The organism is Pelomonas sp. Root1237 (genome assembly GCF_001425055.1).
Classification (GTDB): Bacteria; Pseudomonadota; Gammaproteobacteria; order Burkholderiales; family Burkholderiaceae_C; genus Pelomonas.
Window position 1 is genome coordinate 573,440 of record NZ_LMDK01000012.1, and the last position, 23,737, is coordinate 597,176.

Sequence of the window (23,737 nt, forward strand, 5' to 3'; positions counted from 1 at the left end):
GCGGGTGATGGGCGGCGAAGAATGGCGCCCACCCTATTCAAAGGAGCTGCCATGCGTCAGCACAAGTTTGCGATCCGCGCCGTCGTTCTCTGCCTCGGTGCCGCCGCCATGTCGGCGGCCCTCGCCGCGCCCAAGGACGAAGTCGAGCTCATCGTTGGCCATAAGGTCAACGGCGGTGGCGCTGTGCGCGCCGAGGTCGGTCGCGGTGGCGGTCGCGTCGTCGAGGACTTGTCCGAGATCGACGCTCTCGTCGTCAGCATGCCGCGCGGCGCCGCCAAGGCACTGGCCCGCCACGCCCAGGTCGATTTCGTCGATGAACCGGTCGAGCGTCACATCCTCGGCAATCGCAGCATCCGCGTCGCCGGCTCGCAGGCCCAGGTCGCGCCCTACGGCATTGCGATGGTGCAGGCCGATCAGCTTTCCGACGCCCAGGCCGGCAACCGGCGTGTGTGCATCGTCGACTCGGGCATCAATGGCACCCACGAGGATTTGGCCGGCATCCCGATGACGGGCCAGAACTTCACCAAGTCCGGCGCCTGGAACACGGACGAAAACTCTCACGGCACCCATGTGGCCGGCACGATCGCGGCGCTGAACAACGCGGTCGGGGTCGTCGGCGTGGCGCCGTCGGGCCGCCTGAACCTGCATATCGCCAAGGTCTTCGACGCCAGCGGCAGCGCCAGCGACGCGGTGATCTCGCGTGCCATGTTGGGTTGCGGGCGCGCCGGCGCCAACGTCATCAGCATGTCGCTGGGTGGCGCCACCGGCAGCCGCACCGAGGCGCGCACCGTGGCCAAGCTGGCCAGCCAGGGCATCCTGCTGGTCGCGGCAGCCGGCAACGAAGGTGACAACACGCTGTCCTACCCGGCCGCCTTCGCCGAGGTCGTGTCGATTGCAGCTGTCGACGCCAACAAGCTCGTTGCCAGCTTCTCGCAGTTCAACGCTGACGTCGAGCTCGCCGCCCCCGGTGTGGCCGTGCTGTCGACCGTGCCGGCCTACAGCCAGACAGGCGCCTCGTTGACCGTCGCTGGCGGCAGCTTCACCGTGCAGTCCATGGACGGTTCACCCCGCAGCAGCGCCAGCGGTTCACTGGCCGACTTCGGCCTTGGCAGCGCCGCCACGCCGGGCAGCATGAACGGCAAGGTCTGCCTGATCCAGCGCGGCACCATCGCCTTCGCCGACAAGGTGCTGAACTGCCAGAGCAGCGGCGGCGTCGGTGCGGTCATCTACAACAACACGACGGGCGACCTGCTCGGCACATTGGGTGAGACCGTGACGACCATCCCGTCCGTCGGGGCCACCCAGGCAGACGGCGCGACCCTGCTGGGCCAGCTCGGCCAGTCGGCCAGCGTCGCCGTCTTCGGCCTGCCCGACCTGTACGCCAGCTACAGCGGCACGTCGATGGCGACGCCCCATGCATCCGCCGTTGCGGCCCTGGTGTGGAGCCTGCATGCCGGTTGCACGGCCACGCAATTGCGTGCGTCGCTGAACAAGAGCGCGCTGGACCTTGGCGCCCCCGGCCGTGACGACTACTACGGTAACGGCCTCGTGCAGGCCAAGGCAGCGCACGACCGCATCGCCGCGCTGGGCTGCGGCAACTGAGCAGGCGCCCCGGCGCCGGGGACAGAGTCAAAGCGCGGCACAATCCCGCGCCGTGATGACCGCCCCCGCCCCCGCCATTTGCCAATGCCCCGCGACGCTGCCCGCCGGGTGGAGCCGCGCTCAGCCGAGCGGATCGGGGGCCTGATGCAGACGGTCTTCAACGCCGGGCACGCGCTGCACGCGGCCACGCACGAGTTCTTCCGCGGCCGGCTGGTGCCGGCCTTCGAGGTCCCGGCGCGCGCCGACTACATCCTGCAGGCGGTGAGGGCTGCGGGCCTGGGTGAGGTGCTCGCGCCGGTCGACCACGGCCGCGCGCCGCTGGAGCGTGTGCATTCAGCGCGCTACCTGGATTTCATCGAGGGCGCGCACGCCGAGTGGCTCTCCACCGGTGGCGAGGGCGATGCCTTCCCGGCCGTGTGGCCGGTGCGTTCGTTGCGCAGTGACCTCGAGCCGATAAGTTTCGCGGCCCGCATGGGCCTGTATTCGATGGACAGTGGCACGCCGCTGACGGCCGGCAGCTGGGCTGCGGCCCATGCCGGCGCGCAGGCGTCGCTGACCGCACTCGATTTGGTGTTGGCCGGTGAGCGCTCGGCCTATGTGCTGACGCGCCCTCCTGGCCATCACGCCGGCGCCGACTTCTTCGGCGGCTACTGCTTCATCAACAACGCCGCCGTTGCCGCGCAGGCTGCACGCGACGCGGGCCTGGCTCGTGTGGCCATCCTGGACGTGGATTACCACCACGGCAACGGCACCCAGGCCATCTTCTACGACCGCGCCGACGTGTTCTTCGCCAGCCTCCACGGTGACCCGCGCACCGAGTACCCGTTCTTCCTCGGTCATGCCGACGAGACCGGCGCAGGCGAGGGCGTCGGCTTCAATGCCAACTTCCCGCTGCCGGTGGGCGTGGACAACGACGACTGGTTCGCTGCACTGGACGCGGCGCTTGCACGGTTGACCGCCTATCAACCTGATCTGCTCATCGTGTCCCTCGGCGTGGACACCTACGGCGGCGACCCGATCTCGCACTTCAAGCTGGACGAGCCCGAGTTCCGCCGCATGGGCGAACGCATTGCCCGCTTCGGCGCGCCGACGCTGTTCCTGCAGGAAGGCGGCTACGCGACCGAGGCCATCGGCCGCAACGTCGTCGCCGTGCTGGCTGGGTTCGAGACTGAATGACGACCCCCACGTTCGCTCCGCTCACGGCCCCCCGAGGGGGCTGGACCTCCCTTGGGGCGGCCCGGCGGGAGGTCCCATGAGCCTGCGCCTGCGCCCGACCATGCTGTCCGATCTTGACTGGGTCGTCTCGGTCGAGCGCGACGGTACCAACCTGCCCTTCATCACGCCCTGGGAGCGCCCGCAGCACGAAGGCGCCATCCGCTTTCCCGACTCACGCCACTTCATCCTTGAAGAGGGCGACGCTCTGGAGCGCATCGGCTTTGTCATCCTGCAGGGCTGCCGCAACCCGAACGGCTCGGTCGAGCTGAAGCGCCTGGTGCTGCAGGCCAAGGGCCGCGGCCTGGGGCGCTCGGCCGTACGCCAGCTCAAGGCCATGGCTTTCACGCAGCTGAAATCCCATCGCTTCTGGCTGGACGTGACGGCGCTGAACACGCGCGCCCTCGAGCTGTATCGCAGCGAAGGCTTTGTCGAGGAAGGCCGGCTGCGTGAGAGCGTGCGCGTGACAACCGACGGCGCTGACGGCTATGACTCGCTGATCGTCATGTCGCTGCTGGACCGCGAATTCCAGGCGCGCGTGGCCCTCGGGCTGGAGGCCGCATGAAGCCATGGCTGTTCCTGCTGCTGGCCGGCCTGGCACTGCCGGTGCATGCCGAGCTGTGGGGCTATGTCGACTCAGCCGGCATGGCCCACTTCGCGCCGCGCCAACTCGACGCGCGCTATGTCCCCGTGCTCGGCAGCGTCGGCATGAAGCGCGTGCCGGGCAAGACGGACGCGGGCCTGGCGCTGCTGAACTGGCTGGACATCGCTCCCGAAGTGAAGGCCGTCCAGCCTTGGGTGCGCGAGGCCGCCGCCCAGCACGGCGTGGACGCCGACCTGCTGAAGGCCATCATTGCGGTCGAGTCCGGCTACCAGCGCAACGCCGTGTCCCCGCGCGGCGCAACGGGCCTGATGCAGATCACGCCCGAAACGGCCAGCCGCTACGCCTCGCCTGCCGAGGCGGCGCGCTTGATCGAGCCCCGTATCAACATTCACACCGGCGCCCGCATGCTGGCCGATCTGATGCGCCGCTTTGGCCGCATCGACGCAGCCTTGGCGGCCTGGAATGCCGGCGAAGGCGCCGTGCGCCGGGCCGGCAACCGCGTGCCCGACATCGATGAAACCCAGGCCCACGTGCATCTCGTCCTCGAGTTGTACTGGGCCCTGCTGCAGCAGAGCCAACCGGCCCGCGCGCAGCGTTTGACCTTGCATCCATGAGTTCCCAGACCCCCATCGACTTCAACCCGCCCACCGACGACGGTGGCGACAACACGCTGACGCTGGGCGCTTACGCCCAGCAGGCGTATCTCGAATACGCGCTCAGCGTCGTCAAGGGACGCGCGCTGCCGTCCTATGCCGACGGGCAAAAGCCCGTGCAACGCCGCATCCTCTACGCGATGCAGCGCCTGGGCCTGGGCTGGAGCGGCAACTCCGGTGCCAAGCCCGTCAAGGGCGCCAAGGTCGTCGGCGACGTGCTCGGCAACTTCCACCCGCATGGCGACCAGTCGGTCTATGACGCGCTGGTGCGCATGGCGCAGGACTTTTCGCTGCGCTACCCGCTGATCGACGGCCACGGCAACTTCGGCAGCCGCGACGGCGACGGCGCTGCGGCGATGCGCTACACGGAAGCGCGCCTGGCGCCCATCGCCCGCCTGGTGCTGGACGAGATCGACGAAGGCACGGTGGACTTCCGCGCCAACTACGACGGCACCACACAGGAACCGGTCGAGCTGCCGGCGCGCCTGCCCTTCGTGCTGCTGAACGGTGCCAGCGGTATCGCCGTGGGCCTGGCTACCGAGATTCCCAGCCACAACCTGCGTGAGGTGGCCGCTGCGGCCGTGGCGCTGCTGAAGGACGACAAGCTCTCCGACGAAGCGCTGTTCGACCTGATCCCCGGCCCGGACTTCCCTGGCGGCGGCCAGCTGATCAGCGCGCCTGAGGACATCCGCGCGGCCTACACCTCGGGCAGGGGCAGCCTGAAGGTGCGTGCCCGCTGGAAGATCGAGGATCTGGCGCGCGGCCAGTGGCAGCTCGTCGTCACCGAACTGCCGCATGGCACCAGTGCGCAGAAGGTGCTGGAAGAGATCGAGGAGCTGTCCAACCCCAAGGTCAAGGCGGGCAAGAAGACACTGTCGGCCGACCAGTTGCAGCTCAAGGCCAGTCTGCTTGCGGTGCTGGACGGCGTGCGCGACGAGTCCAGCAAGGACGCGGCCGTGCGCATCGTCTTCGAGCCCAAGAGCCGCACCGTCGAGCAGCAGGACCTGATCAACACGCTGCTGGCCCACACCAGCCTGGAGAGCAGCGCGCCCGTCAACATGACGATGATCGGCGCCGACGGCCGGCCGACACAGAAGAGCCTGCGCCAGGTGTTGGCCGAGTGGGTGGGCTTCCGCCAGACGACGGTGCGCCGCCGCACCGAGCATCGCCTGGCCCACGTCAACGACCGCATCCATGTGCTCGAAGGCCGGCAGCTGGTGCTGCTGAACATCGACGAGGTCATTCGCATCATTCGCGAGTCCGACGAGCCCAAGGCCGCGCTGATCGAGCATTTCAAGCTCAGCGACCGTCAGGCGGAAGACATCCTTGAAATCCGCCTGCGTCAATTGGCACGGCTGGAGGCCATCAAGATCGAGCAGGAGCTGTCCAAGCTGCGCGATGAGCGCACGAAGCTGGAAGACATCCTCGGCTCCACCTCGGCGCTGCGCCGCACCGTCATCAAGGAGATCGAGGCTGACGCCAAGCAGTTCGGCGACGACCGCCGCACGCTGATCCAGGCCGACAAGCGCGTCGTTGCCGAAGTGAAGATCGTCGACGAGCCGGTCACCGTCATCGTCAGCCAGAAGGGCTGGGTGAGGGCGCTCAAGGGCCACGAGGTCGACATCGCCGCCCAGACCTTCAAGGCCGGCGACACGCTGTGGGGGGCTTTCCGCTGCCGCAGCGTCGATCCCCTCATCGTGGTCGGCAGCAACGGCAGGGTCTACTCCGTCCCCATCTCGACCTTGCCCGGTGGCCGTGGCGACGGCCAGCCCATCACGACCATGATCGAGCTGGAGACGGGCAGCCAGATCGCCCATTACGTTGCCGGTGCACCGAACCAGCGCCTGGTGTTTGCCGGTTCGACCGGCTATGGCCTGATCGCCCAGATCGGCGACCTGGTCGGGCGCCAGAAGGCCGGCAAGACCTTCCTTGCGCTTGACGACGGCGAGCTGCCGCTCCTGACCGCAGTGCCTAACGACGCAGTCGCTCTCCAGCTCGGCGTGCTGAGCGCCCAGGGGCGTCTTTTGAGCTTCCCGCTGGATGAACTCAAGCACCAGCCCAAGGGCGGCAAGGGCCTGATGCTGATGGATTTGGAGGCCAAGGACACCGTCGCCTCCATCGCCTGCTTCACGACCCAGTTGCGGGTGCTCGGCAGCGGCCGCGGCGGCAAGCCGCGCGAGGAATTGCTGAAGAACCAGTCCTTGGCTGCCCACGCTGGCAAACGCGCCCGCAAGGGCAAAGCGGTGGACGGCCTGCAGAAGGTCGCGCGCCTGACGGCCGAATAAGGTGCATGCGCTCAGAAAAGGTGACAGCCGGCCGTGACTTGGTGCACATCTGACAAAGCTTAGGGCGGCGTTTACAAGTTGCTACAAACCCGGCCCGTGATGTCCCTAGTGCAAGGGGTATGCAGGCGATTCAACAGTCTTCGCTGCACTGCACAATGGTTTCCGGCGGTTGTGCTTGACCGTCCAAAGTCAGGAGCTACGCAATGAAATTGAAAAACCTCGCCGCCGCATCCGTGGTGGCTCTAACCGCGCTCAGCAGCCAAGCTGCTTCCTTCAACTGGGGGGCGCATGATGCGTTTGAAGTCGGTGGCAACACCGTCTCTGGCGCCGTGTTCGACACCTTTTCGTTCTCGCTTGGTACCAGCAGCACGCTGACCAGCAGCGTGATCGCCAATCCCGGCAGCTTCTTGGGTTCGGCTTACACGCTGTACTCCTCAGGAGCTGACCACATGGTTGGTGGCGGTGACGATTCCTTTGTGGGCGCTTGGGGATTTAACACCGCAAACACCGTGGCGCTGGGTTCGGGCAGCTACTACTACTCCGTCCTGGGTGGCGCTACCGGCTCGTCCACATACGCCATCAGCTCTGTCGCGGCTGCGGTGCCGGAACCCGAAACCTACGCCCTTCTGGGTGCAGGCCTGGGCGTCATCGGCTTCCTCGCCTCGCGTCGCCGCCGCGATTCCTGATCGCGGTTGAACTGCCTGCGCGCTCCCAACGGCGCGCAGGCAGCTCACGACCCGTACAGCCCTGGTCATCCTGATCCAGGGCTTTTTCATGGGCGTCTCAAACTCGATCGACTAAGGGGTGGCCGCTGCGGCGCCGATGTGGCGCTCCAGGAAGCGCTCCACGCGGCCCCAGAAGTCCACGCTCGTCTCCAACGAGCGCCAGCCATGGCCCTCGTTGGGGTACACCACCCATTCCAGGCTTCGATGGCCTGCGGCTTCCAGGGCCTTTTTCATGTCGACGCCCTGCTGGACCTCAACGCGGCGGTCCTCGGCGCCATAGGCCATCAGCAGCGGCTGCTTGATCTTGGCGGCGAGCTTGACGGGCGCATTGGTGGCGAGCATCTCCGCGTCGTTCACCGGGTCGCCGACCAGCAGCTTGAGGTCGTGTTCGGCCCACATGCTCTGAATGTCGGTGTGGCTGCGGCTGAACAGCGAGGCCGGGTCGGTAACCCCCGCCCACTCGAAGCCGCAGCGGAAGAGCTCCGGGTTGCGCACCAAGCCCATGAGCGTGGCGTAGCCGCCGTAGCTGGCACCGGCGACGCAGATGCGCTTGGGGTCGGCGAGCCCTTTGTCGACGGCCCATTGGGCGGCGTCGGCGAGGTCGGCCTGCATGGCCTGGCCCCATTGCTTGCGGCCAAGGTTTTCATGGTGCTCTCCGTAACCCTCGCTGCCCCGGAATTCCGGCTCGATGACGAGGTAACCGCGGTTGGCGAGGAATTGCGCCATGTCGTTCCAGTACCAGTGATTGCCCCGCACCCAGGGGCCGCCGTGCACGAGCACGACCGCTGGACGCGAGGCGGCCGCACCGAGCGGCTTGGTCAGTTGCACGGGCATGGCCAGGCCGTCGCGGGTCTTCACGCGCAGAACCTCGCGCTCCGCCATGTCGGCGGCACGTACGGACGGACGCGACCGGAACAGCATCTTCAGCTGGCGGCTGTCGCGGTCATAGGCGTAAATGATTTCAGGCTGGCGGTCGGATGCGGCGTGGATCAGCACGCGCTTGTCCTTCAGGCAGTCGCGGCAGCTGATGGCGTTGACGGTGGCGGGTAGCAGCTTGTCGATCTCGGCCTGCAGGGCCTTCATGTCCTTGTCGAACCAGGCGGTGTCAGCGGCATCGGCCTCGTAGCGCAGGCCGATCAACCGGCCGCTGTCGCGGTCCAGCACCGGGTGGCCGGTCCAGTCGTAGCCACGGATGGAGAGCAGGGTCTGGCGGCTGTCGCCCATCGCGCTGAGGCGCTGCACGATGCGGATGTCGCCCTTGGACTCGGCCGCGTCATGGCCGGCCACGAGCAGGTCACCGCCCGGCAGGCGCGCCAGCGGCATCGGCATGGGGTCGATGTTGCGGCGGCCGGAACGCCAGAGCTTCCAGGACCGGGTCTCGGCGTCGAAGAGATGCACGCCGAAGCCCGCGCCCTCCATCGTGATGCAGGCCTGCGGCTGGCCCTTGCCGTCCACCAGCCACTCGGCCACGCGGTTGGGCACGTTGTCGGTAACCAGCGTCAGCTTGCCCGTGCGCGTGTTGAGCCGGCCCAGCACCTCGTGGCTGAACTCGCCGTTCTCGTCCCAGGTGTAGCGCTGCACCATGACGTCGTCGCTGTCGTCGTCCAGCGCGCGCAGCAACCGCCAGTTCCAGGGCAGCAGTTTGTCAACGGCTTCCTTGATGCGCGTGCCGGTCTGGGCCTGGCCGGGGTTGATGTTGAAGCGCGTGGAGATCAGCTGCGTCACCTCGCCGCTGCGCACGTCCAGCACCCAGAGGCCCGTGGAGACTGGCGTGTCGCGCAGTTCGTGGCGCTGCCAGGCCTGAAAGACCAGCCGGTTGGGATTGAGCCAGTGGACGCTGGCGACGTCGAGCCGGTCCACGGCTGCGACGACGTCGGTGGGGCTGTCGTCGTCTACCCGAGCCAGCGCGAGCTTGGTGCGCTCGCCAGGGCGGTTGACGAGGACGGCGACGCGGCTCTGGTCAGGCGACAGCACGGCGCGCTCGAAAGCCGGCGGCCTGAAGAAGGCCTCGATGGGTAGCTTGGGCGCCTGGGCGCCGGCGAGTGCAGACGACAACAGGGCCAGCGTGACGCTGGCCTGCGCGATGATTCTCATGACTTCTCCCTGAAAACGGGGCCGAAGCCTACTCGACCCGCAACGGTAATGTGCCCTTGCGGGCGTCAATCATCGAAGCCTGGGAAGAGCCGACTCGGGAACACCATGCTCTGCGTCGTGCGAACGACGGCGCCGTCCTTGAAGTGGACGTTGAAGCGCAGGCCATAGCCCGCCTGGTCGGGCTCGATGGTCCAGTCCCAGACGTCTTCGCCGCTGAGGCGGAAGAACACGCGCGTGCGCTCGCGGCCGAGGATGCGGCTGACTTGTTCGGGCGTCATGCCCGGCACGATGCGGGCGCGGCCGGCAGGGGAAAGGCCGTCCTCGATGCGGACCAGCCGGCCATCGACGGCCAGGCGAACCATGTAGCTGTGCCGGCCCATAGGCTGGCTCGAATATTCGAGCGTCCGGCCGCCGTCAGCCTCGGGCCAGGTGCGCACCGGCTGGCCATAGAGTGCGATGACGTCCATCTCGCCGCTGACGCCGGGCTTCAGCCGCGCATCGCGATCCGGCGTCGCGCAGCCGGTGAGCAGTGCGGCGCAGAGAGCGAGGGCGGCGAGTCGCATGGCGATATTCAACGCTGGGCCAGGGCCCTCGCGCAGTCGCTGACGAGGCCCGGGCCCTTGTAGATGAGGCCGGTGTAGACCTGCACAAGGTCGGCACCGGCGGTGATTTTGGCGCGCGCGTCGGCACCGCTCATGACGCCGCCCACACCGATGATGGGATAGCCCGCCGGCAGGGCGGCGCGCAGCAGGCGAATGACGCGGTTGCTGGCCTCGAAGACCGGGGCGCCCGACAGGCCACCCATCTCGTTCGCATAGGGCAGGCCCTTGACGGCGTCGCGCGCGATCGTCGTGTTCGTGGCGATGACGCCGTCGATGCCGTTGGCCTTCAGCGTCTGGGCGATGACGGCAACCTGGTCTTCCTCCAGATCTGGCGCGATCTTGACGAACATCGGCACGCGCCGACCGCTCTGGCTGTCGAGCTGTTGCTTGCGCTGCTGCAGCGTGCCCAGCAAGGCACCCAGTGCTTCGTCGCTCTGCAGCGCGCGCAGGTTCTTGGTGTTGGGGCTGGAGATGTTGACGGTGATGTAGTCGGCATGCGGATGCACGCCCTCCAGGCCGAGCAGGTAGTCGTCCGCAGCGTTCTCGATGGGCGTCGCGGCGTTCTTGCCGATGTTCAGGCCGAGGATGCCGCCGGCCTTGCGGAAGCTGTGGGCGCGCTTCACGTTGGCGATGAAGCTTGCGAGCCCCTCGTTGTTGAAGCCCAGGCGGTTGATCAGCGCGTGGGCTTCGGGCAGGCGGAACATGCGCGGCTTGTCGTTGCCCGGCTGGCCTTTGGGCGTCACGGTGCCGACCTCGATGAAACCGAAGCCCATCGCGCCCAGGCCGTCGATGCAGCGGCCGTTCTTGTCCAGGCCGGCGGCCAGGCCGATGCGGTTCGGGAAGCGCAGGCCGGCGATGGTGACCGGATCGCTGATGCGTTCGCCGCACCAGAGCAGTTGCGCGGGCGTGTTCTGCAGCTTCGCGATGCTGTTCAGCGTCAGCTCGTGGGCGTGCTCGGGGTCCAGGCCGAACAGGAAGGGGCGGGTAAGGGCGTAGGGGATCAACGGCATAGCCCTTGATTCTCTCAGTCGCGATCCCACGGGGGCACGTCGCCCATCTTCTCCAGCATGAAGTCGATCAGCGCCCGCACCTTGGGCGCCGGGTGGCGGCTGGGCAGGTAGACGGCGTAGAGGGTGTCGGCGTCGGCCAGGCCGCCGACCGGCTGCCAGTCGGGCAGCACGGCCTTGAGCCGCCCCGCGCGCAGGTCTGCGCCGACGGCATAGGTGGGCAGCACGGCCAGGCCCAGACCGGCCAGGGCGGCCACGCGCAGGGATTCGCTGCTGTTGGCCGTCAGCCCGCTTTCGAAGCGAAGCGCGCCGCGGGTCTCGACCTCGGCTTCGCCCAGTTCGCCGTGGCGGAAGCGCCAGCGGTCGGGCGATTGCAGATAGCCAAAGCGCAGGCAGCGGTGCCCGGAGATGTCGGCTACCGCCAGGGGTTCGCCATGAGTCTCGAGGTAGGCCGGCGCGGCGCAAAGCACGAAGCGGATCGTTGCCAGCCGCCGCGCCACCAACCCGTCCGACGGCTTGTGCGTCAGCCGCAGCACGACATCGAAGCCTTCCTCGGCCAGGTCGACATAGCGGTCGTTCAGCCCCAGCACGATGTCGATCTGCGGGTACCGCGCGCAGAACGCCGCCATCAGCGCCGTGAACTGCAGGTTGCCGAAGGCGGTGGACACCGACAGCCGGAGCACGCCGCGCGGCTCGTCGCGGCGGCCGGCCAACTCAGTCTCCAGCGCCAGCGACTCGTCCAGCAGCCGCAACGCGCGCTCGTAGACGGCCCGGCCCTCGGCCGTTGGGCTCACGCTGCGCGTCGTGCGGTGCAGTAGCCGCGTGCTGAGCTGGCCCTCCAGCCTCACCACCTGCTTGCTGACGGCCGACTTGGTCGTGCCCAGCAGGCGTGCGGCGCCCGAAAAGCCCTTGGCGTCGACGACGCGGGCGAAGGCTTGCAAGTCTTCAAGGCGGCCCATGGTAACTGTGCTCCGTTTGGAAACTCTGAATCTAATATTGGATGGATTGTGTCCTTAATCATTGATTCCTAGAGTGCAGCCATCCCTTCAAGGAGCTGCCATGTCCACCACATCGTTGTCGCCCTGCATGGCCCGGTCCTTCCGGCCCGGCCCGATCGATCGGCTGCTGAGCGCTGTCGTCGCGTCCAGCCTGCCGTTGCTCTTCATCCTGCTATGGAGCAGCGGCTATGTCGCCGGCAAGCTGGCCCTGCCGCACACCGGGCCGCTGACCTTGCTGACCCTGCGCTTCGGCCTCGCCGCTGTCGTGCTGCTCGCTGTAGCCATGGCCACCGGCGCGCCCTGGCCGCACCGGGCGCGCGGTTGGGCGCATCTGGCCGTCGTCGGCCTGCTGATGCAGGTGCTGCACTTCTCTTGCATCTACTTCGCCTTGCAATGGGGCCTGAGCGCCGGCGTGGCCGGGCTACTGATCGGGCTGATGCCGCTGGCGACGGCGCTGGGCGCACACCTGTGGCTGGCCGAGCGCATTGGCCGGCGCCAGTTGCTCGCTCTGCTCGGTGGGCTGGCCGGCGTGGCCCTGGTCATCGCCGACAAGCCGCTGAACGGCGCCTGGACCGCCTACGCCGTGGCCGGCCTGGGCCTGCTCGGCCTCGTCGCCGGCACGCTCTACCAGAAGCGCTTCTGCGCCCACATGGACCTGCGCAGCGGTGCCGGCGTGCAGATGGCCGTGTCGGCCCTGGCCGTCGCCGCGGTGGCTGGCCCGACGGAGGGCTTTGCCATCGACTGGGCGCCCGAGCTGATCGGGTCGTGGTTGTGGCTGGGCCTCGTCAACTCCATCGGCGCCTTCAGCCTGATGTTCATCATGATCCGCCGCGGCCAGGCGGGGCAGGTGGCGCGGCTGTTCTTCCTGATCCCGGGCGTGTCGGCGCTGATGGGCTTCGTGCTGCTGGGCGAGCGCCTGGAGCTGCTGGCGCTGGCCGGTTTTGGCCTCTCTGCGCTGGCGGTGTGCTTTGCCGCCGCCAAGCGGTGAAAATGCGGGGCTTGCCTGGAGCCCTGCAATGAAACCTTTAGACGATCCCCACCACGACCGCGAAGCGGGCTCCCGCGACGAGACGCGCGACACCACGCGTACCGATGACACCCGCATCGGTGCCGTCCGCGCGCTGATCAGCCCGGCCCTGCTGCTCGAGGAGCTTCCCATCCCCGACGCGACGTTGGAGCTGGTCGAGCAGGCCCGTCAGCAGATCAGTGACGTGCTGCATGGCCGCGACGACCGCCTGCTTGTCATCGTCGGCCCCTGTTCCATCCACGACCACGACCAGGCGATGGACTACGCCCGCCTGTTGAAGACGGCGCGCGAGGAACTGAGCAGCGACCTGCTGATCGTCATGCGCGTCTACTTCGAGAAGCCGCGCACGACGGTGGGCTGGAAAGGCTACATCAACGACCCGCGCCTGGACGGCAGCTTCCACATGAACGAGGGCCTTCGCCTGGCGCGCCAACTGCTGCTCGACGTGAACGCGCTGGGCCTGCCGGCCGGCACCGAGTTCCTGGACCTGCTGTCGCCGCAGTACATCTCCGACCTGATCGCCTGGGGCGCCATCGGCGCGCGCACCACCGAGAGCCAGAGCCACCGCCAGCTCGCCTCGGGCCTGAGCTGCCCGGTCGGCTTCAAGAACGGCACCGACGGCGGTATCAAGGTCGCCAGCGACGCCGTGCTGGCCGCCAGCAGCGCGCATGCCTTCATGGGCATGACCAAGATGGGTACGGCCGCCATCTTCGAGACCCGCGGCAACGAGGACTGCCACGTCATCCTGCGCGGCGGCAAGGCGCCCAACTACGACGCGGCGTCCGTCAACGCTGCCTGCGATGCGCTCAAGACCTCGGGCCTGCGCGAGCAGGTCATGATCGACTTCTCGCACGCCAACTCCAGCAAGAAGTACGAGCGCCAGGTCGATGTCGGCCATGACGTCGCGGGTCAGATCGCAGGGGGCGACCAGCGCATCACCGGCGTCATGATCGAAAGCCATCTGCAGCCCGGCCGCCAGGATCTGGCCGAGGGCCAGACCAAGGCTGACCTGAAGCCCGGCGTGTCCATCACCGACGCCTGCCTGGGCTGGGCCCAGACCGAGCCGTTGCTGCGCGAGCTCGCGATGGCCGTCCGCACAAGGCGCGGCTAAATCCGTTCGCGCCGCCCGGCGCCCACCCGTCGCAGCGCGCTCGCGCCGCGGCGGGGCGATCTCCAACATTCAGCCATCCCACTGCTGAACCCTGGAGATCGCGATGAAACACCAAGCCCTTGCCTCCGCCCTGTTTGCCCTGCTGCCGCTGTGCAGCCAGGCGGCAGACGTCACCCTCGAAGTCGAGGGCCTGGACACGAGCCGCCTGCAGGGCGCCACCCTGATGGTGGCCGTCTTCACGGAGCCGGCCAACTGGCTGCGCCAGCCGCAGACCGGCCTGCGCTTCGTTCTCGGCCCCGAGGCCACTGGCGGCAAGTTCAGCGTCGTGCTCAAGGACCTGCCCGAAGGCCCGCTGGCGCTCAGCCTCTTCCAGGACGCCAATGCCAACGGCCGCCTGGACATGAACGCCATGGGCATTCCGGTCGAGCCCTACGGCTTCTCCAACAACGCTGCTGGCACCTTCGGCCCACCGAAGTTCGAGCAGGCCGTCGTGACACCGGTGACCGGTGCGTCGGTCAAGGTCAAGCTGAACTGAGCGGGGACGGCCATGAGCACGACCCGTCGTTCACTGCTGACCGCGCTGCTGGCCGGCGGCCTCAGCCCCGAACTGCTGGCCCTGGGCCTGCCGATCGATACCTTCGCTGCCGATGCGCCGGAACTCTTGCCGCTGCGTGGCTTGAATGGCGAGAACCTGGACGCCAGCGCCGTCGTTGAAGGGCGCCTGCCCGCCGCGCTGCGCGGCCGCTACTTCCGCAATGGTCCTGGCCTGATGCAACGCGCCGGCCAGCGCTACCACCACTGGTTCGACGGCGATGGCCTGGTTCAGTCCTGGACACTGCAGGACGGCCGCGCCAGCCACCGCGCCCGCTTCGTGCAAACGACCAAGTTCCGCGCCGAGCAAGAGGCCGGCCGCTTCCTGCTGCCCGCTTTCGGTACGGCCATCAAGGCCGAACTGCCGGTGCGCGGGCCCGACAGCGTCAACGTGGCCAACACCAGCGTGCTGCTGCAAGGCGAGCACCTCTACGCCTTGTGGGAGGGCGGCAGCGCCTATGAGCTGGACCCGGCGACGCTCGCGACGCGCGGCGTCAAGACCTGGGCGCCTGAGCTGCGTGGCATGCCCTTCTCGGCCCATCCCAAGGTCGAGCCCGACGGCACGGTGTGGAACTTCGGCACGGCCAACGGTCGGCTGGCCGTCTACCAGCTCGATGCCGCCGGTACCGTGCGCCGCCATGCGCTGCTGGATGTTCAGGCTCCGGCCATGCTCCATGACTTCGCGGTGTCGCAGCGCCACCTCGTCTTCCTGCTGGCGCCCATCACCATGGACATGGCGGCCGTGCGCGCTGGGGCCTCCATGGTCGACGCGATGCGCTGGGCCGGAGAGCAACCGACGCGCGTGCTCGTCGTCGACAAGGCCGACTTCTCGAAGCAGCGCAGCTTCGAGATGCCGGCCGTCCAGGTCTTTCACTTCGGCAATGCCTGGGACGACGGCCGCATGCTGCGCCTGGACTATGTGCAGAGCACGCCGCTGCCGGAGTTCAACGCCGGCGCCCGGCAGATCATGCGCGGCGAGCGCACGGCGCGCGACGTGTCGACGCCGCGGGTGCTGCAGATCGACCTGGCTAGCGGGCGGCTGAACATCGCTGCGCGAGACGAGGCCGTCGAGTTCCCCGTCGTCGACCCGCGAGTCGTCGCCCGGCGCCACCGCTTCGTCTGGTACCCGACCGCCATCGATATCGGCGCGCGCTGGGGCTTCAACGGCCTGATGCGGTTGGACATCGACAGCGGCGCGCGCGAGCGCTTCAGCTTCGGCAACGACACCGTCGTCGAGGAGCATGTGCTGGTGCCCAAGCCCGGCAGCACGCGGGAGGGGGAGGGCTGGCTGGTCGGCATGGGCTACGACGTGAAGCGCCGCCGCAGCTTCCTCACCGTCTTCGACGCGATGCGCCTGGCCGACGGCCCGCTGGCCCGTGCCTGGCTGCCCTACGCCGTGCCCTACGGCTTCCACGGCAAGTTCTACGCCGCTTGACCCTCAAGCCCCCCTGCTTCGAGAACGGGGCAGGGGACTCCGCATTGACAGGCTTTTGCAAGCCACCTATGGTCGCGCCGTTTGTTGAAAGCGCTTTCAGAAAGCGCTTTCACTTTCGGCGATCGGCAGCAGTTCGTCGTCGCCTCGTTTCGGGATTCCTTCCCCAGTCAACACCATGGAGACGACAACATGCTGAATCTGAAGACCTGCGTGGCGATGGCCACCCTCTTGCTGGCCGGCACCGCCGGCGCGGCCACCACCAACGCCTTCGCCAATGGCAGCTTTGAAGCCGCGGGCGGCCCGGGCCAACTCGCCGCGGGCTGGCTGACTGCCGCCACCAGCAGCCCGGCCACGCTGTCCAGTGACGCTCACTCCGGCAGCTTTGCCCTGTTGCTGAGCGCGCCCAACGGCTTTGATGCCTCCATCGCGCTCCAGGACTCCGTCGGCCACGGCGGCATGTCGGCGCTGGGTGCTGCCAATGTCGGCGACACGCCCTGGCTGAGCTTCTGGGCCAAGGGCGACGCCAGCACCACCGGCAACGCTTTCGTCACGCTGCGCTACATGGGCGCCAACGGCATCATCAGCACGGCCCTCAACCAGCAGTTCCAGGGCCAGTTGAGCACCAGCAGCTGGACGCAGGTCAGCTTCCAGGCGGTGGCCATCCCGGTCGGCACGACCTCGGTCTTCATCGAGATCGGCACCGCCGTCGGCCCGATCCTGGAGAACCGCGCCAACGCCGTCCTCGTCGACGACCTGCAGTTCGCCCTGAACGTCGCCGCCGTGCCCGAGCCGGGCAGCTACGCGCTGCTGCTGGCGGGCCTGGTCACCGTCGGCGCCATCGTCCGCCGCCGCCGCGCCTGAACCCGAGGAGACAAGCCATGCAAGCCAAGATTCACACCCTCTCCAGGATCGGCGCGTCGCTGCTGCTCTGCGGCCTGGCCGCCCACGCCAGCGCCGCCGGCACCGTCGTCATCAACACCTATGGCCCCGGCGATGACGTCAGCGGCTGGGCCTCACTGCTGGGCCAGGGCCAGGACCTCGCCGTCGCCTTCGATATCAGCAGCGCCACCACCATCCAGTCCATCCTCACGTCCATCGACGGCGTGGGCGGCATCACCGTCGGCATCATGGCCCGCCAGGGCGCCGTGCCCGCCGGCAACAGCTGGCTCTACAGCACGCACTTGACCGATCCCTGGGCCAACACGGCGTTGGCGCCCAGCGGCTGGAACCTGGCCGCCGGCAGCTACTGGCTGGTGACCCAGGCCGACGCCGGCTTCGCCGGCCAATGGCAGAGCGGCACCGATTCGCCCAGCGCCGCCTGGGCCTTCTCCTCGTCCGGCAGTTGGCAGGCGGTCAACACGGGCTTCACCGGCGCGCCGGCCACCCGCATCACCGTCACCAGCGCCGTGCCCGAGCCCTCGACCTACGGCTTGATGGCCCTGGGCGCCCTCGTCGTCGGGGCCCGCCTGCGTCGCAACCGCCAGCAAGGATGAATGCCATGAATCGCCAAACCCTCATCGGCGGCCTGCTGCTGGCCGCCAGTGCCATCGCTTCCGCCAGCGTCACCAGCCCCGTCATCGGCAAGCTGCTCTGGTCCGAGGAATTCAACGGCGCCAGCCTCGACAGCGCGCTCTGGTCGACCTATGACGGCAACGGCTGCCAGATCGGCCTGTGCGGCTACGGCAACCAGGAGCTGGAGTACTACCGCCCCAACAACCTCAGCATCGTCAACGTGCCTTTCGAGCCCGCCACGCGGGCCCTGGCCATCACGGCCAAGCGCGAGGTGATGGGCGCCAACCAGTTCACCTCCGGCAAGCTGGACTCGGCGGGCAAGGTGCAGGTCAAGTACGGGATGATCGAAATCCGCGCGGCCACGCCGTCGGTCGGCGTCGGCCTGTGGCCGGCCCTGTGGCTGCTGGGCACCAGTCCGCAGGCCTGGCCGCGCAAGGGCGAGATCGACATCATGGAGCAGGGCGGCCGCCAGCCCGCGGGCCTGCCCGCCGTGTCGCCGGACCAGTTCGTCGGTTCCAACGTCATCACCTTCAACCAGGCCGCCTGCGTGCCCGGCAACGAAAGCTGCGCCGCGTCAACTGCCTGGCAGACCAAGAACTGGGTCACGCCCACGCGCTCGTTGGCCAACCGCTTCGTGCTGTATCGCCTGTATTGGACTGACACGCAGATCCGCTTCACGCTGGTGGACAACGGCCGTGAACTTGACATGTACAAGGCGCCCATCTCCACGGTGGGTTCGCCAGCGCTGCAGGAGCCGTTCTATCTGCTGATGAACATGGCTGTCGGCGGCAACTTCACGCCGGCCGCCACGCCTGCGCAGATCACCGCGCCGTTGCCCGCGACGATGTACGTGGACTATGTGCGTGTCTATGAGCTGGACGGCAAGGGCGAGGTGAAGCTGGGCGTCGGCATCACGCCCGAGGCCGGCAAGTTCGGGGTCTTCACCGACAACACGCCGGTCACCAACGGCCAGGCGCTCGGCGCGTCGGCGGACTTCTTCATCTGGAACACCGGTTCCATGAGCGGCGGCAACATCCCGCCGTTTGAGGGCTCCAACGTGCTGGCCCTGAACTACTTCGCGCCGGGGCAGTGGTTCGGCGGCGCCGTCCAGTCGCGCCAGACGCACGACATGAGCGGTTTCCGTGGCGGCAACATCAAGCTGAAGATCAAGGCGCCCGCCAACGTCGCGTTCAAGATCGGCATCCTGGACAACTACACCAACCACAGCTGGGTGACCTTCCCTGCCAACACCACGGCCTACGGCCTGGTGCGCAACGGTGAATGGGGCACGGCGACGATTCCCGTGGCTGAGATCGCCGGGCCGCTGGTGGCGCTGCAGTCCATGAACTCGCTGTTCGAGTTCCTCAGCGTGGACGGCTCCAATCCGGCCGCGTCCTTCCAGATGGCCTTCGACGACATCATCTGGGACTCGGGCGTGGCGGCTGTGAACGCCGTGGCCGTGACGGCGCCGGCGCTTGCCAAGACGGCCGCCGTGCCGACGGCCTCGACGCAGACCGGTGCGACCACCCTCGAACTCGCCGCCAACGCGACGGGCTGGGTGGACGCGCACTACACGGTCAACGGCGGCGAGACCCGGACCGTGCGCATGCGCCAGGACGGCGCTGCCAGCCGGTACACGCTGGGAGGGCTGAAGAAGGGTGACGTCGTGGAATACCGATTCACGTCCTGGGATAGCAGGAGCCAACTGGCCACCGATTCGGCGGTCAGGAGCGTGGTGATGAAGTGAGCCGGACCGGGATCGGCGTTGTTCACCGCGCCGATCCCGGACAATCCGGGCCCATGAATCAAGACCAGCTCAAGCAACTCGTCGGCCGTGCGGCTCTGGACTATGTTCCCGCCGGTCAGATCCTCGGCGTCGGCACCGGCTCCACGGTGGACTGTTTCATTGATGCGCTCGCGGCCAGCGGTATCGCCATCCCCGGTGCGGTGTCGAGCTCGGAGCGCTCGACGCAGCGCCTCATCAAGCATGGAATCCCCGTGCTGAATGCGACAGAGGTGGAGCGGCTGGCCGTCTACATCGACGGCGCCGACGAGATCGATGGCCAGGGTTTCATGGTCAAGGGCGGCGGTGCCGCGCTGACGCGCGAGAAGATCGTGGCGGATCTGGCCGACCAGTTCGTCTGCATCGCCGACGAATCCAAGCTCGTGCAGACCCTGGGCAAGTTTCCGCTGCCTGTCGAGATCGTCCCGATGGCCGCCGCCCAGCTGGCGCGCCGTTTTGCCAAGCTCGGCGGCGAGGCCAGGCTGCGGGCCGGCGTCGTCACCGACAACGGCGGCCACATCCTCGACGTGACGGGCCTGTCCATCACCGACCCGCTGGCTTTCGAGGCCGAGGTCAGCCAGTGGCCGGGCGTCGTCACCGTCGGCGTGTTCGCCCGCCACAAGGCCAGCGTCTGTCTGCTCGGCGGTGCCGACGGCGTGAAGACCCTGAAGTTCTGACCGCATGCCGCGCGAGCCCCTCGGCTTCGATGCGGCATCGCACGAGAGGCACCATTGGTGGCGCAGCCTGCTGTTCAAGCTGGCCGTGTGCGGCGCCGCAACGGCGCTGCTGTGGTGGGCGAGCGGCTGGGCCGGCATGCTGGTGGCGCTGATGCTGTGGGGCCGTGCCTTCGCGTCCGATCTTGTTGCCCTGGGCGAAACGGTCGGGCGGGGCCTGAAGGCACTGGCCTTCCGGCCCGTGCAGGGGCGCTACTACGCGTTCAAGGGCCACCGCATTCGTGTGCTGGACGATGACATCGAGCGCCACCGCTGGATCGCGCTGGAGGATTTGTCGACGGCCCTGGGTGCGCCGATGCCGGCCGCATCGCTGCGGCGTCGCCATCCACAGTCGGTGCGCGAGCAACGCGACGGTAGCTATGTGCTCGATGAGGTCGTCCTGGCCTGGCTGCGCGAGCAGCGAGGTGATCGCGCCGGGCGGCTGGCGCACTGGGTAGAGCGCGAGGTCTGGTACCCGGCACGCGGCCGCAAGGCGAGCTACGCCCAGAAAAAAGGGGCGTCCGAAGACGCCCCCGATTGAGCCCGCTCGGCTCAGTTCCTGCCGACCGCGCTCCAGGCAGAGGCCACGGCATTCGCCTCGGCGCTGCCAGTCCCGTAGAGCTCATTGGCGGCGGCGATGGTGCCACTGCGTGCGCCGGCGTAGTTGGTGGACGAAGTGAATTTCGTCGTCAGCGCCCGGTACCAGATCTTGGCGGCCTTGTCCCGGCCGATGCCCGTCAGCGAGCCCGCGCCGGTGGCGACGCGGGTGTTGCCGGCCACGCAGGTCGGGCTGTTGCCGTAGGCACTGTTGGTGCCTTCGGCGAGCAGGAAGAAGAAGTGGTTGGTCACGCCCGAGCTGTAGTGCACGTTGAGATTGCCCACGCCCGAGTACCAGCAGTCCGCCGATGCACCGTCGGCGCTGGGCTTGACCATGCTGCGCAAGGACCCGCCGCCCACCATGATCTTCTCGCCGATCAGGTAGTCGCCCGGGTCGCTGGCATTGGCGGCATAGAACTCGACCATGGTGCCGAAGATGTCGGAGTTGCCCTCGTTGAGGCCGCCCGACTCGCCGGAATAGGTCAGGTTGGCCGTGCGGCTGGTGACGCCGTGGCTCATCTCGTGGCCGGCCACGTCCAGGGACACCAGCGGCTTGATGCTGGTGCCGTCGCCGTCGCCATAGGTCATGCAGAAGCAGGAGTCCGACCAGTAGGCATTGGCGTAGTTGCGGCTGTAGTGGACGCGGTTGTAGGCACCCTTGCCGTCATTGGCGATGCCGTTGCGGCCATGCACGTTCTTGTAGTAGTCCCAGGTCATGGCCGTGCCGTACTGTGCATCGGCGCCAGCGCTGGCGGCGTCGCTGGTCGCGTTGTTGCCCCAGCTGTTGTCGGCGTCGGTCATGACGCTGCCACCGTTCTTGCGACCGCCCATGCTGATCGTGTAGGTGCCGCCGCGGCTCGGGTCGCGCAGCTCGTAGCCGCCGCTGATGCTGTTGGTCGTCAGCGCCACGTTGCCGCTGTACAGCGTCTTGCCCGTGCCGTTGGCGGCCGCGGTGTGGATGTCGTCCCAGGCGTCGAGCTGGCGGGCATCCAAGGCGTCGACGATCACATGCTTCTCGAACGGCGTGCCATCGGCGCTTTCTCCGGAGACGGGCACGTCCCAGGCCAGGGCGGGCGCCTGGTCGCGGGCATAGATGACGAGTTCGGGTTTGCCGGCATCGCCGTCCATCGTGCGCAGCACGGCCATGGTGGCGCGATTGGCGTTCAGGGCCGGCTTGGTGGCGATGCCGTCCAGGCGCCAGCGCAGGTTGTGGTGCATGGCGCGCAGGGTGCCGAAGCGGTCGGTCTGCACGATGAGGTCGCCGCCGATGACGCGCAGGCCCGCGACGCTGCGGTCCAGGCGCACATGGCTGCCGCCGTCGCTGTCGATGACGATGTCGCGCACGCTGTAGCTGTGCTCGCTGCCGTGCAGGCTGAGGCCGGGAAACTGGCGCACATGGCCTTCGGCGCGGCTCTTCAGTGCGTTGGCGTCGGCGCGATTGGACTGGGCCTGGGCCAACGAGGCCGTGAGTGCCACGCTCAGCAGCGCGAGGCGAAAGATCGGGCGAAACATCGGAAGCTCCTGGTTTGTTGGAAAACGCGGCGGGTCTGCCGCAGGGGGCGCCGGTGCGGCGCTGGCATGACTTTGCTCACCCATGCCGCCGCGCGAGCTGGGAACATCCCGGGTGTGGCGCTGGGGCGCAACAAGCCGGGCGACCTTTGGCGTATCAGCCTGTAAGGGCGGTTCCCACCACGCTGGGCACCGGCGACCTTGCCCCTGAACGAGGGACGGGCCGTCCCTGATTCCCAAAAGCAAAGAGCCGGGCATTGCCCGGCTCCCGTTCAATGGCGCTGCGTGGCGCGGCTCAGAAGGTCTCCCAATCGCCGTCGTCCTTCGCCGGCGCTGGCGCAGGCCGCGGCGCGGCTGCGGGCGCCGACCTGGCCATGGGCGCGGCGGCCGGCCTGGCGTTGGCGGCTGGCCTGGGTGCCGGGGCCTTGGCCGCCGGCTTGGCCGGCGCGGGCCGGTGTGCGGCCGGTGCCCTGGGCGCTGCCGGTCGGTGGGCCGCGCCGCCGCTGAGCTTGAACACACCGATGGCCTCGGCCATGCGGGCCGATTGCTCGCGCAGGCTTTCGGCCGCGGCGGCGGATTCCTCCACCAGGGCGGCGTTCTGCTGCGTCATCTGGTCGAGCTGCACGACGGAGCCATTGACGACGCCGATGCCCTCGCTCTGCTCACGCGCCGCGGCGCTGATCTCGCCAATGATGTCGGTCACGCGCTGCACGCTGGCGACGATCTCGGTCATCGTCGCGCCGGCGTCCTGCACCTGCTGGGTACCGGAGTCCACACGCTCGACGCTGGCACTGATGAGGCTCTTGATCTCCTTCGCGGCCTCGGCGCTGCGCTGGGCCAGCAGCCGCACCTCGCCGGCCACGACGGCGAAGCCACGGCCCTGCTCGCCGGCGCGGGCCGCTTCCACGGCGGCGTTTAGCGCCAGGATGTTGGTCTGGAAGGCGATGCCGTCGATGGTGCCGATGATCTCGTTGATCTTGCGCGAGCTGTGGCTGATCTGATCCATGGTCGCGACGACTTGCGACACGGCCTCGCCGCCGCGCCGGGCGACGCTGGCGGCGGAGCTGGCAAGCTGGTTGGCAGTCATGGCTGCGTCGGCCGTCTGCTTGACGGTGCCGGTCAGCTCGGACATGGAGGACGCGGTGTTCTGCAGATTGCTCGCCGTCTGCTCCGTGCGCTGGCTGAGGTCCAGGTTGCCGGTGGCGATTTCGGCGCTGGCCGTGCCAATGCTGTCGGCTGCTTCGCGCACCTTGGCGATGAGTTTTTGCAGCCCTTGCTGGGTGTCGTCCAGCGCGCCGAGCAGGCGGCCGACGTCACCACTGCTGCCGCGCGGAATGGGGTGGGTCAGGTCAAAGCGAGCCAGCGCCTCGGCGGCCTCGGTGGCCGCATGCAGGCTGCCGCCCGAGCCGCCACTGGCCAGCAGGCCGAACAGGCCGGCCACCCAGGTGAGCGCCAGGACGGCATACAACCAACCCTTGGCGGCGCCGGCGTTGTCGCCCAGGCCGGACAGCGCCATGCCGGCGCCCACGGTGACCACGCCGAGCACAACGCCCAGAGCCAACTTCAACCGCTGCGAACCGCTCATGCCGTCGTCTCCATCAGAAAAGGAAAAAGACACCGGCCAGGCCGGGTCAACAGCGCAGTGTGCCGCCGGCTCTGGTGGGGCGGAATAGCGAT

General features: G+C 68.2%; 21 protein-coding genes. 15 read left to right on the forward strand and 6 right to left on the reverse strand.

Going from position 1 to position 23,737, the window contains the following annotated elements; genetic code table 11:
- Nucleotides 1-51 precede the first annotated feature (51 nt).
- From ASC91_RS10505 to ASC91_RS10530, 6 genes are all read left to right on the forward strand, one after another.
- Complete coding sequence (locus ASC91_RS10505) at nt 52-1,602, forward strand: S8 family serine peptidase (RefSeq protein ID WP_056196133.1); 1,551 nt, start codon at nt 52-54, stop codon at nt 1,600-1,602.
- 144 nt (nt 1,603-1,746) lie between these two features.
- Nucleotides 1,747-2,778 carry a histone deacetylase family protein gene (locus ASC91_RS10510; RefSeq protein WP_056197205.1) on the forward strand — a complete coding sequence of 344 codons (1,032 nt, stop codon included), beginning with the start codon at nt 1,747-1,749 and terminating at the stop codon, nt 2,776-2,778.
- A gap of 76 nt (nt 2,779-2,854) precedes the next feature.
- On the forward strand, nt 2,855-3,379 hold the full coding sequence (locus ASC91_RS10515; RefSeq protein ID WP_056196136.1) for a GNAT family N-acetyltransferase: 525 nt from the start codon (nt 2,855-2,857) through the stop codon (nt 3,377-3,379).
- A complete protein-coding gene (locus tag ASC91_RS10520) occupies nt 3,376-4,032 on the forward strand; it encodes a lytic transglycosylase domain-containing protein (RefSeq protein ID WP_157281428.1) in 657 nt (218 codons plus the stop codon). Before ASC91_RS10515 ends, ASC91_RS10520 begins: the two co-directional genes overlap by 4 nt.
- Nucleotides 4,029-6,356, forward strand: a complete 2,328-nt coding sequence (gene parC / locus ASC91_RS10525; RefSeq protein WP_056196139.1) for a DNA topoisomerase IV subunit A — start codon at nt 4,029-4,031, stop codon at nt 6,354-6,356. The genes ASC91_RS10520 and parC overlap by 4 nt, the downstream gene beginning before the upstream one ends.
- Before the next feature lie 203 nt (nt 6,357-6,559).
- Nucleotides 6,560-7,042 (forward strand): FxDxF family PEP-CTERM protein, encoded by a 483-nt coding sequence (locus ASC91_RS10530; protein WP_056196142.1) that lies wholly within the window; start codon nt 6,560-6,562, stop codon nt 7,040-7,042.
- A gap of 111 nt (nt 7,043-7,153) precedes the next feature.
- Here ASC91_RS10530 and ASC91_RS10535 read toward each other — a convergent pair whose 3' ends face one another.
- The 4 genes from ASC91_RS10535 to ASC91_RS10550 all read right to left on the reverse strand — a co-directional run bounded on the left by ASC91_RS10535 (nt 7,154) and on the right by ASC91_RS10550 (nt 11,743).
- Nucleotides 7,154-9,175: a S9 family peptidase gene (locus tag ASC91_RS10535; protein WP_056196144.1), complete on the reverse strand. Its 2,022-nt coding sequence runs from the start codon at nt 9,173-9,175 to the stop codon at nt 7,154-7,156.
- Nucleotides 9,176-9,240: 65 nt separating this feature from the next.
- The gene (locus ASC91_RS10540) at nt 9,241-9,738 is read right to left on the reverse strand and encodes a hypothetical protein (protein ID WP_056196146.1); all 498 of its coding nucleotides are present in this window, start codon (nt 9,736-9,738) and stop codon (nt 9,241-9,243) included.
- An 8-nt stretch (nt 9,739-9,746) separates the two neighbouring features.
- On the reverse strand, nt 9,747-10,787 hold the full coding sequence (locus ASC91_RS10545; protein ID WP_056196149.1) for a quinone-dependent dihydroorotate dehydrogenase: 1,041 nt from the start codon (nt 10,785-10,787) through the stop codon (nt 9,747-9,749).
- A gap of 14 nt (nt 10,788-10,801) precedes the next feature.
- The gene (locus ASC91_RS10550) at nt 10,802-11,743 is read right to left on the reverse strand and encodes a LysR family transcriptional regulator (RefSeq protein ID WP_056196153.1); all 942 of its coding nucleotides are present in this window, start codon (nt 11,741-11,743) and stop codon (nt 10,802-10,804) included.
- Between the two features lie 100 nt (nt 11,744-11,843).
- Between ASC91_RS10550 and ASC91_RS10555 the strand changes: the two genes are divergently transcribed.
- The 9 genes from ASC91_RS10555 (at nt 11,844) to ASC91_RS10595 (ending at nt 20,495) form a co-directional block, all read left to right on the forward strand.
- The gene (locus ASC91_RS10555; RefSeq protein WP_082532589.1) at nt 11,844-12,770 is read left to right on the forward strand and encodes a DMT family transporter; all 927 of its coding nucleotides are present in this window, start codon (nt 11,844-11,846) and stop codon (nt 12,768-12,770) included.
- A gap of 28 nt (nt 12,771-12,798) precedes the next feature.
- Entirely contained in the window at nt 12,799-13,920 is a 1,122-nt protein-coding gene (locus ASC91_RS10560; RefSeq protein WP_056196157.1) for a 3-deoxy-7-phosphoheptulonate synthase, read from the forward strand.
- A 103-nt stretch (nt 13,921-14,023) separates the two neighbouring features.
- Nucleotides 14,024-14,455: a DUF2141 domain-containing protein gene (locus ASC91_RS10565; RefSeq protein ID WP_056196160.1), complete on the forward strand. Its 432-nt coding sequence runs from the start codon at nt 14,024-14,026 to the stop codon at nt 14,453-14,455.
- Nucleotides 14,456-14,467: 12 nt separating this feature from the next.
- Complete coding sequence (locus ASC91_RS10570; RefSeq protein ID WP_056196162.1) at nt 14,468-15,946, forward strand: carotenoid oxygenase family protein; 1,479 nt, start codon at nt 14,468-14,470, stop codon at nt 15,944-15,946.
- 189 nt (nt 15,947-16,135) lie between these two features.
- Nucleotides 16,136-16,807: a PEP-CTERM sorting domain-containing protein gene (locus ASC91_RS10575; RefSeq protein WP_056196164.1), complete on the forward strand. Its 672-nt coding sequence runs from the start codon at nt 16,136-16,138 to the stop codon at nt 16,805-16,807.
- Nucleotides 16,808-16,824: 17 nt separating this feature from the next.
- A complete protein-coding gene (locus ASC91_RS30640) occupies nt 16,825-17,439 on the forward strand; it encodes a PEP-CTERM sorting domain-containing protein (RefSeq protein WP_056196167.1) in 615 nt (204 codons plus the stop codon).
- A 5-nt stretch (nt 17,440-17,444) separates the two neighbouring features.
- Entirely contained in the window at nt 17,445-19,205 is a 1,761-nt protein-coding gene (locus ASC91_RS10585) for a family 16 glycosylhydrolase (RefSeq protein ID WP_056196172.1), read from the forward strand.
- Between the two features lie 53 nt (nt 19,206-19,258).
- Nucleotides 19,259-19,918, forward strand: coding sequence for a ribose-5-phosphate isomerase RpiA (gene rpiA / locus ASC91_RS10590; protein WP_056196174.1), 660 nt, complete (start codon nt 19,259-19,261; stop codon nt 19,916-19,918).
- A gap of 4 nt (nt 19,919-19,922) precedes the next feature.
- Complete coding sequence (locus ASC91_RS10595) at nt 19,923-20,495, forward strand: hypothetical protein (RefSeq protein WP_056196176.1); 573 nt, start codon at nt 19,923-19,925, stop codon at nt 20,493-20,495.
- 11 nt (nt 20,496-20,506) lie between these two features.
- Here the strand turns inward: ASC91_RS10595 and ASC91_RS10600 are convergent, their stop codons facing one another.
- Together ASC91_RS10600 and ASC91_RS30015 are read right to left on the reverse strand one after the other, a co-directional pair.
- Nucleotides 20,507-22,063, reverse strand: a complete 1,557-nt coding sequence (locus tag ASC91_RS10600) for a M4 family metallopeptidase (RefSeq protein ID WP_056196184.1) — start codon at nt 22,061-22,063, stop codon at nt 20,507-20,509.
- 292 nt (nt 22,064-22,355) lie between these two features.
- Nucleotides 22,356-23,645, reverse strand: a complete 1,290-nt coding sequence (locus ASC91_RS30015; RefSeq protein ID WP_056196187.1) for a methyl-accepting chemotaxis protein — start codon at nt 23,643-23,645, stop codon at nt 22,356-22,358.
- Nucleotides 23,646-23,737 lie beyond the last annotated feature (92 nt).

Bases quoted from the DNA above. Each gene is read 5' to 3' on its own strand.
- ASC91_RS10505 (WP_056196133.1), top strand. From the start codon at position 52: ATGCGTCAGCACAAGTTTGCGATCCGCGCCGTCGTTCTCTGCCTCGGT.
- ASC91_RS10510 (WP_056197205.1), top strand. From the start codon at position 1,747: ATGCAGACGGTCTTCAACGCCGGGCACGCGCTGCACGCGGCCACGCAC.
- ASC91_RS10515 (WP_056196136.1), top strand. From the start codon at position 2,855: ATGAGCCTGCGCCTGCGCCCGACCATGCTGTCCGATCTTGACTGGGTC.
- ASC91_RS10520 (WP_157281428.1), top strand. From the start codon at position 3,376: ATGAAGCCATGGCTGTTCCTGCTGCTGGCCGGCCTGGCACTGCCGGTG.
- parC (WP_056196139.1), top strand. From the start codon at position 4,029: ATGAGTTCCCAGACCCCCATCGACTTCAACCCGCCCACCGACGACGGT.
- ASC91_RS10530 (WP_056196142.1), top strand. From the start codon at position 6,560: ATGAAATTGAAAAACCTCGCCGCCGCATCCGTGGTGGCTCTAACCGCG.
- ASC91_RS10535 (WP_056196144.1), bottom strand. From the start codon at position 9,175: ATGAGAATCATCGCGCAGGCCAGCGTCACGCTGGCCCTGTTGTCGTCT.
- ASC91_RS10540 (WP_056196146.1), bottom strand. From the start codon at position 9,738: ATGCGACTCGCCGCCCTCGCTCTCTGCGCCGCACTGCTCACCGGCTGC.
- ASC91_RS10545 (WP_056196149.1), bottom strand. From the start codon at position 10,787: ATGCCGTTGATCCCCTACGCCCTTACCCGCCCCTTCCTGTTCGGCCTG.
- ASC91_RS10550 (WP_056196153.1), bottom strand. From the start codon at position 11,743: ATGGGCCGCCTTGAAGACTTGCAAGCCTTCGCCCGCGTCGTCGACGCC.
- ASC91_RS10555 (WP_082532589.1), top strand. From the start codon at position 11,844: ATGTCCACCACATCGTTGTCGCCCTGCATGGCCCGGTCCTTCCGGCCC.
- ASC91_RS10560 (WP_056196157.1), top strand. From the start codon at position 12,799: ATGAAACCTTTAGACGATCCCCACCACGACCGCGAAGCGGGCTCCCGC.
- ASC91_RS10565 (WP_056196160.1), top strand. From the start codon at position 14,024: ATGAAACACCAAGCCCTTGCCTCCGCCCTGTTTGCCCTGCTGCCGCTG.
- ASC91_RS10570 (WP_056196162.1), top strand. From the start codon at position 14,468: ATGAGCACGACCCGTCGTTCACTGCTGACCGCGCTGCTGGCCGGCGGC.
- ASC91_RS10575 (WP_056196164.1), top strand. From the start codon at position 16,136: ATGCTGAATCTGAAGACCTGCGTGGCGATGGCCACCCTCTTGCTGGCC.
- ASC91_RS30640 (WP_056196167.1), top strand. From the start codon at position 16,825: ATGCAAGCCAAGATTCACACCCTCTCCAGGATCGGCGCGTCGCTGCTG.
- ASC91_RS10585 (WP_056196172.1), top strand. From the start codon at position 17,445: ATGAATCGCCAAACCCTCATCGGCGGCCTGCTGCTGGCCGCCAGTGCC.
- rpiA (WP_056196174.1), top strand. From the start codon at position 19,259: ATGAATCAAGACCAGCTCAAGCAACTCGTCGGCCGTGCGGCTCTGGAC.
- ASC91_RS10595 (WP_056196176.1), top strand. From the start codon at position 19,923: ATGCCGCGCGAGCCCCTCGGCTTCGATGCGGCATCGCACGAGAGGCAC.
- ASC91_RS10600 (WP_056196184.1), bottom strand. From the start codon at position 22,063: ATGTTTCGCCCGATCTTTCGCCTCGCGCTGCTGAGCGTGGCACTCACG.
- ASC91_RS30015 (WP_056196187.1), bottom strand. From the start codon at position 23,645: ATGAGCGGTTCGCAGCGGTTGAAGTTGGCTCTGGGCGTTGTGCTCGGC.